A 7,914-nucleotide genomic window follows, 5' to 3' on the forward strand; every position below is an offset into this window, starting at 1 on the left:
CTACTGTGTTTATTCCAGGAATTGTATCTGTTGATTTATCCGGATATGTGATTGTTACATCTCCGTTGTTATCTACCGTAACTGTTGTTCCCGCTGGGAATGTTGGGTTTGCATCTTTTACTGCTTTTTCTACTTTGTCTTTTTCAGTTTGTGTTAGTTGTGCTGGATTATCTACTTCTGTAACAGCTGGGTTGTTTGGTGTTGTTGCTTCCGCTGTTGTTGGCAGTACTGTTGTTGGTGCTATCGGGCTTACTTTTTTGTCTGTTTCTTCTTGCGTTACTTTTACTACACCGTCTTTTGCCAGTGGATTGTCTAGGTCTACTTCCCACTTACCATCTGGTTTTACTGTTGTTGTTTTTGCATCTCCATTTGGTAATGTCACTACTATCTTAGATCCGGCTACTCCTGTTCCTGTTACTTTCAGATCATCAGTGTCTACTTTGTCTACTGTTGGTTTCGCTGATGTTTCTTTTTCCGCTACTGTACTTGTTCCAGGGATTGTGTCTTTTGATTTATCCGGATATGTGATTGTTACATCTCCGTTATCATCTACTGTCACTGTTGTTCCTGCTGGTAGACCTGGATTAGCTTTTTTAACTTCGTCTACTACTTTGTCTTTTTCATCTTGTGTTAGTTGTGCTGGATTGTCTACTTTTGTGACTGCTGGGTTGTTTGGTGTTGTTGCTTCCGCTGTTGTTGGCACTACTGTTGTTGGTGCTATCGGACTTACTTTTTTGTCTGTTTCTTCTTGCGTTACTTTTACTTCACCGTCTTTTGCCAGTGGGTTATCTAAGTCTACTTCCCATGTACCGTCTGGTTTTACTGTTGTTGTTTTTGTATCTCCATTTGGTAATGTCACTACTATCTTAGATCCCGCTACTCCTGTTCCTGTCACTTTCAGATCGTCAGTGTCTACTTTGTCTACTGTTGGTTTCGCTGATGTTTCTTTTTCTGCCACTGTGCTTGTTCCAGGGATTGTGTCTTTTGATTTGTCCGGATATGTGATTGTCACATCTCCGTTATCATCTACTGTCACTGTTGTTCCTGCCGGTAGACTTGGATTAGCTTTTTTAACTTCGTCTACTACTTTGTCTTTTTCATCTTGTGTTAGTTGGGCTGGATTGTCTACTTTTGTAACAGCTGGGTTGTTTGGTGTTGTTGCTTCCGCTGTTGTTGGCACTACCGTTGTTGGTGCTATCGGACTTACTTTTTTGTCTGTTTCTTCTTGCGTTACTTTTACTTCACCGTCTTTTGCCAGTGGATTGTCTAGGTCTACTTCCCATTTACCGTCTGGTTTTACTGTTGTTGTTTTTGTATCTCCATTTGGTAATGTTACTACTATCTTAGATCCGGCTACTCCTGTTCCTGTTATCTTAGTATCATCTGTATCTACTTTGTCTACTGTTGGTTTCACTGATGTTTCTTTTTCCGCTACTGTGTCTGTTGCAGGAATTACTCCTATATGGTCATCAGGATACCTAATTTCTACACGGCCGTCATCCTTTACTGTCACCGTTGTTTCTGCTGGGAATGTTGGATTCGCATCTTTTACTGCTTTTTCTACTTTCCCTTTTTCTTCTTCTGTCAGTTGGGTTGGGTTGTCTACTTTTGTTATTGTTGGATTTTTCGTAGGTGTGAATGTCCATGTTCCTATAAAATTAAGCACATCTTTTCCGACAATTCCACTGTCTTTATCATACCCCTGGAATGTCCATAGCCCATTATTTACTCCATCATACATATATTTTTTAGGCTTTTGTGGTATATGATCTTTTGTTTCTCCTGGTTGATACGGTTTAATTACATCCCCATTCAAATACTCATCTTCTTTATACCCTGGCCCTCTTCTTTCCCCATTTACAAAAGATCCGTGTGGTAATAAATTTGTTGCATAAGCACTAGGCAACGTATATCCTGATGTTCCACTAACAAAAGTGTAAGTAGCCGCTTTAGGTTGGAATATCCACCTATATATTCTATTCAGATTCCAAAATACATTGCTTTCTCCTGGGTCAACACCTGCAATAGGTCCATTACCTGCATCATGCCCAGCTTCATAATGTAAATACCAGCTTCCTAATGGATTTTCTTGAACAGCATTAGCGCTATCTAAGCTATGTGAATCTGGATCTGCTGATCTATACATTTCCTTGTCTGAATATCGATTCTGAAGATCTTGCGGAACTTCAAATCCCTTCTTATCCTTCAAGAAAAAATTTCTTTGGAAATATAATGGATCACTTATATCACCTTTTATATCTTCTTTCCTAAAAAAGTACCAACGTCCTGTAAATTTAAGATCTTCTGCTCTTTTAATGGACTGCGTATCATTAATTAAGTGTACTCCATTCGTAGAATATGAATCTCCATAGCGCCACTCACCCTTTACATCCCATCCAGAAAATGCCCAATAACCATCTTCGACTTTATGTATATAATTATACGGTACTTGCGGACGAACTTCCCCACCTACTCCAAATTTCTCTAATATTTTCGGTAAATAATTAGCACTAATCTCATACGGTAACTCTCTATCTGGTGTACCACTAAGAAATTCATAACTTTCTTCATACTCTGTATTCGCCTTAAACTCCCAAGCTGCATGAAATACAATCGTGTCATGTTTAGATCCTTGTGCCGTTAAATCATTAGCAACTTTTTCTTCCTGCGCGTAAGATTTAAAAGTCCAAACCCCATCATTTTCACTATCTACATATGTTGTTTGTGTAGGTGCAGTCGCTCTTATTGTTTCTCCTTTGGCATATTCTTTTGTATCTGTCGGCATAAGAGCTTTAAGTCCAGCCGGAATATTGCGTATTTCTCGATAATTAGCATTATTAATTTGGTACTCTACCTTATATTTTTTGGCTACTACCCCTTGCTCCTCTGCATGTGCTACTTGTCCTGAATCTACTATTGCAGGAACAGCTACTGTTGTTCCAATCGCAAGTGATACGGTTGCTACCGCCAACTTACGTATTGCGTATTTTGTTTTTCTTTCTTTATTATACATAAAATTCCTCCTTAAATAATATTTTTTGCCCATTAATTATATCATAAATTTTTATAAATCAAAAGAAATTTGTGTATTTATAGAAAATATCTATATTCTTATATAAAAATCACATCAACAGCATTTATCACACTGTTATAGGTAAATGAAATAAATGTTATTCCATATTATTTTCCCTAAAAAATATATTCTTCAAAACCTTTTGTTATAATAATTAAAAAATATTTTTCCCCTTATCTTTTTATATATGCAATAAAATTATCTATTACAATTTAATAAAATTGTTAATTTTACATTTTGATTACAAAAGTTTGCTTACTTCCTTTTTTCTTATCTTATTTACTTATTATCCCTATCTTAAAGAGGTTATATATATTTATTACTATGTATTTTCCTCGTAATATTTTTGTAATAGTCCCTTTCTTTCTCTCTTTTAAGGACTTATCAGTATTTTTTCACACACTATATTTTCTAGTTTTCTAGAAACTTTTTTCTTTACATTTATATCATAGCGGTTTATAATGAAACTATAAAATTTAATTATCTTCGGGGCAGGGTGCGATTCCCGACCGGCGGTTATAGTCCGCGAGCGTAAGCTGATTTGGTGCAATTCCAAAACCGACAGTACAGTCTGGATGATAGAAGATACGGAAAACATATTTTATCAATTGTAAGTTTTAACAACTAATTTTGATATACTTAACCCACTAGTTCGCTAGTCTATTTATCAAATCGTCGTTATCCACATTTTATAAAATATCCATACCTTTATGTCCCGCTTTAAATGTTTTAAAGTGGTATTTTTATTTTAAAATAAACTATTGGTCTTACATTAGAAAACTATTTCTTGCAAGATAAACTAACTTAAAATTTTAAAATTATCAATACCGCCTAGAATACTAATGCGGTTATTTTTACGCCTTTTGAAGATAGAAAGAGGTCAATATGTATAAAAAAAATACTCATTCACTTGTTTTAAGTGGGCTGCTTGCCGTTATTGCTCTACTTCTATCTTTTTTTAGTTTTGCGGTTCCATTTTTACCACCATTTCTAAAATTTGATTTTACTTTTATCCCGCTATTTATGGCGTTATTATTGATGAACTACAGATACGCTATATTAGTATCTCTGTTAAAAAACTTTTTACACATTCTACTAATATCACACGAGCCTGTTGGATCTATCGCTAATATCGTTGTAGAGTTTATCTTTCTTAGCATTATTGTTTTATTCTATAAGAAAGGTGCTCTAAAAATCATTATCGGTGGAATCCTGGCGACTATAACTATGACTATCTTTATGGCTCTACTTAATTACTTTGTATTATTACCTGCTTATGGTTATATCATGGATTTAACAGATATAGTAAAAAATGTGAAAGTCATTGTTACCGCAGGAATTATTCCTTTCAATCTTCTTAAAGGAGCATTAGTTACTATTTTATTCTTTGTAACACTTCGAGTATACAAACGCATTCCAAGCACCATTATAAATAAATTCGCTTAATCCATAAATATCTATACTGTCGGGACTATTTTCAAAATTAACACAAGAACAATTTTGATGAAATATACTTAGCGGTATAGATATTTTCTTTCTTTTTCTCCTTTTTTAACTCATGCACTCTTTTTGATTTACATATTTTCTGTATATCCTTCCAGAAAAAAATTCACAAAAAATTCACAAAAAATCTCCTGAAAAAATATTTTTAGATTTCTATATATTTTCCTACATATTTTTCTTACAAAGTTCCTTTCCTTCTATACTTTTTGTATAAAAGAACTTTATTATTTATTTTTCTATTTTTTATCTTTTTTTCTTTATATTTTGTTTTTGTATAAAATACATTATGTAATAAAGTGAAATAAATATGATATAATAAAGTAAGAAAGAAAAAAATTTTAATTTTTTCTTAAAACTTGTATAAAGGAGGTTTTATTATGAATAAAACTTGACTATTTTCTTAACGATATAATAAGAGGAGATTTAATTATGAATAAGTTATTAATAAGTTATTAAAAAATAAAGGGGAGACTCAAAATGAGAAAGATTAAAAATTATTATACATTAACCGAAGAACAAGAGGAACGTTTTAACATTTTAGTTAAAGAAAAAGAGGTTTTAATAACTAAAGGTTTATACAAAGTCAAAATTCCAAAAATATTACATAGGGAATTTTATACTTTTGGTTTAGAAGGGCTTCTTGTAAGCTTTCTTATACTAGAAGATGGGGGAATAGAAGCTTGTGACTTTGATAAATTTGCACTCACAGTTATAAAACGAAAACTTATTGATGAAATACGTCGTAGAAATAAGGATAAAAGTGTTCCTATTGATTTCTTCGATAATACCCTAATTCATTCTTGTAATAATGATAAAGATATCCTAGAAATAGATCTTAATTCTTACTTAACGACGGTCTTAACTGAACAAGAATTAGCTTTTCTAGATGATTTTAAGAAAACTCAGGATATTAAGAAAACCTCTAAAAATCTAGGTCTATCTCTTTCTACATGCTATAGACTATTTAAAAGAATAAAAGAAATATACATTATGTTCCTATTTAAACGCGCCTAGCTACCACTTACAAAACCACTCCTTGCGGGGTGGTTTTCTTTTAAAGATTTCCTATTTTTAATAACCTATCAAAAAATTATTATTTCTATAAACCCCCCTCAAAAGAATAAAAGCAAAATAAAGGGGTTATATAACAAATCCAGGGCATACTTTTTACATCCCAACCCTGGTATAAAGATAAAAAAAAGAAAAAGAGAGAATCTTTTAGTATATATCCACAAACTAGCCAAAAAACTAGCTTTTAGAATATACTTCTCTATTCTCTCTTTTTTTTAAATATTATCTTTTAACTAATACTTATAATTAGTATATTTTAAAAATATTTATTTATTATTTTTACGTCTTGCCGCTAATAATGCCGCTACCGCTAGAATTGATAATCCTGCTACTACCGCATTGTTTGCTGTTAGACCTGTGTTCGGTAAAGTTTTTGCTTTTACTTTTTCTCCAGCCGGTTTTACTTTTTCTTTTACAGTATTTTCTCCTGATATTGTATCTACTGATCCATCTGGATATGTGATTGTTACTTCTCCATTTCCTGCTACTGCTACTTTTGTTCCTGCTGGGAACGTTGGGTTTGCTTTTTTAACCGCTTCTTCTACTTTACCTTTTTCTTCTTGTGTTAGTTCTTTAGCGTCTCCCACTTCTACTATTTCTAGATCTTTTGGTGTTATTTGTTCTGCTATTGTTTGTTGTGACACTGGTTGCGATGGTTGACTTGATTGATCTGATTGTTCTTTTGTTTTTACTGTATTCTTTTTAGATATTGTATCTACTGATCCATCTAGATATGTTATTGTCACATCTCCATTGTCCGCTACTGTCACCGATATATCTCCTAGTAGCTCTGGGTTGGCTTTTCCTACTTCTATTGCTACTTGGTCTTTTTCATCTTGTGTTAGTTTTTCTGGATTCGCTACTACTGTTAACTCTGGGTTGTTTGGTGTTACTTCTCCTGCTACCGTCTTTTTAGCTACTGTGTCTTCTTTTTCTACTACATTTTCTGAACCATCTGGATATGTTATTGTTACATCTCCATTATCTGCTACTCTCACTGATGTTCCTGCTGGTAGGTCTGGATTTGCTTTTCCTATTTCTATTGCCACTTGGTCTTTTTCATCTCGAGTTAACTGGTCTGCATCTGCCACTACCGTTTTTTCTGGTTTATTCGGTGTTGTTTTATCTGCTGTAGTTCTTTTTTCTATTATATTTTCTTTTGATAACGTACTTACTGAATTATCCGGATATGTTATCGTTACATCTCCGTTATCTGCCACGTCTACTGTTGTTCCTGGTAGTAGTGTATTATTTGTTTCAACTACTGTTTTTACATGTTCCTTTTCTTCTTGGCTTAGTTGATCTGGATTTTCTACTTTCGTTACTTCTGGGTAATATATTTGTGTTCTATCCGCATCTGTTTTGGCACTTTCTGTTGTACTCCAGCTAAATTTTTTCTCGTTTTCTATTTGGAACGCTGTTACTTCTTCTTTATATTTTAATGGTTTTTTTAGAGTTAGTTCCCATTTACCATTTGAATCTACTGGTACAGTTTTTTTGGTTCCGTCAGGTAATGTTACTCGAACAGCTGCTCCCGCTACTCCAGTTCCTGTTACTTTAGTAGCACCGACTCCTATCTTGTCTATTGAAGGCATATCAGCATAATCTGAAGACCAGACTACAGGATGAGCTTCACTTCTCCATTTACCTATAAACTTAAGTTCATCTTCTCCTGCTACTCCACTTTCTTTATCATATCCTACAAAGTGCCATTCTTCATTATTTACAGGATCAAATTGAGTAATTGTTTGAGCTGGGTTTTTGGCTTTTACCACATCTCCTTCTTTATACACAGTATCATCTTCTGGTAAAAGCTCTGATATATATGAAGGTAACTCTTTGTCTGGGGTAACACTTACGAAACTATATGTTGGAGCTGGATTAGGTTCAAATTCCCATGAACCAGAAAATACAACTTCTTTTCCTTCATAAGGAAAAGATTTGTCCTCATTATATGATAGAATAACTGCAGGTTCAAATAACCATCTCCCATTATTAACCTTATCTTCATAAATAGGCATGTTTAAATGTTTAGGGACTACCAAGTCTCCTACCGCATAATCTTTATCATCAACTGGTAACAACTTCATCAAACCTTCTGGTAATTCTTTTTCCGGTGTAGCGTTGTAGAATTCATAACGAACTTTATTCTTCTTAACTGGGTTACTTTGAGTTGATTCCTCAGCATGCGCTACTTGACTTGTTCCTGCTATTGCTGGAGCAACTGTTGCTCCAATCGCTAACGACACTGTCGCCACTGCTAATTT

Annotated in this window: 4 protein-coding genes and 1 riboswitch; of the genes, 2 read left to right on the forward strand and 2 right to left on the reverse strand. The window is 33.8% G+C overall.

Features of this window, described 5'->3' with window-relative positions; all coding sequences use genetic code 11:
* The coding region (locus O3802_RS07555; protein WP_371458991.1) for a MiiA motif-containing surface protein at positions 1-3,013 on the reverse strand (3,013 nt) is incomplete at its 3' end.
* Positions 3,014-3,551: 538 nt separating this feature from the next.
* A riboswitch (FMN riboswitch) is annotated at positions 3,552-3,664 on the forward strand.
* Positions 3,665-3,958: 294 nt separating this feature from the next.
* Between O3802_RS07555 and O3802_RS07560 the strand changes: the two genes are divergently transcribed.
* Complete coding sequence (locus O3802_RS07560) at positions 3,959-4,519, forward strand: ECF transporter S component (RefSeq protein ID WP_371458992.1); 561 nt, start codon at positions 3,959-3,961, stop codon at positions 4,517-4,519.
* Between the two features lie 534 nt (positions 4,520-5,053).
* A complete protein-coding gene (locus O3802_RS07565; protein ID WP_371458993.1) occupies positions 5,054-5,590 on the forward strand; it encodes a sigma-70 RNA polymerase sigma factor region 4 domain-containing protein in 537 nt (178 codons plus the stop codon).
* A gap of 323 nt (positions 5,591-5,913) precedes the next feature.
* Here the strand turns inward: O3802_RS07565 and O3802_RS07570 are convergent.
* The coding region (locus O3802_RS07570; RefSeq protein WP_371458994.1) for a MiiA motif-containing surface protein at positions 5,914-7,914 on the reverse strand (2,001 nt) is incomplete at its 5' end.

Source organism: Gemella sp. 27098_8_92, assembly GCF_041433685.1.
Taxonomy (GTDB): Bacteria; Bacillota; Bacilli; order Staphylococcales; family Gemellaceae; genus Gemella.

Bases quoted from the DNA above. Each gene is read 5' to 3' on its own strand.
- O3802_RS07560 (WP_371458992.1), top strand. From the start codon at position 3,959: ATGTATAAAAAAAATACTCATTCACTTGTTTTAAGTGGGCTGCTTGCC.
- O3802_RS07565 (WP_371458993.1), top strand. From the start codon at position 5,054: ATGAGAAAGATTAAAAATTATTATACATTAACCGAAGAACAAGAGGAA.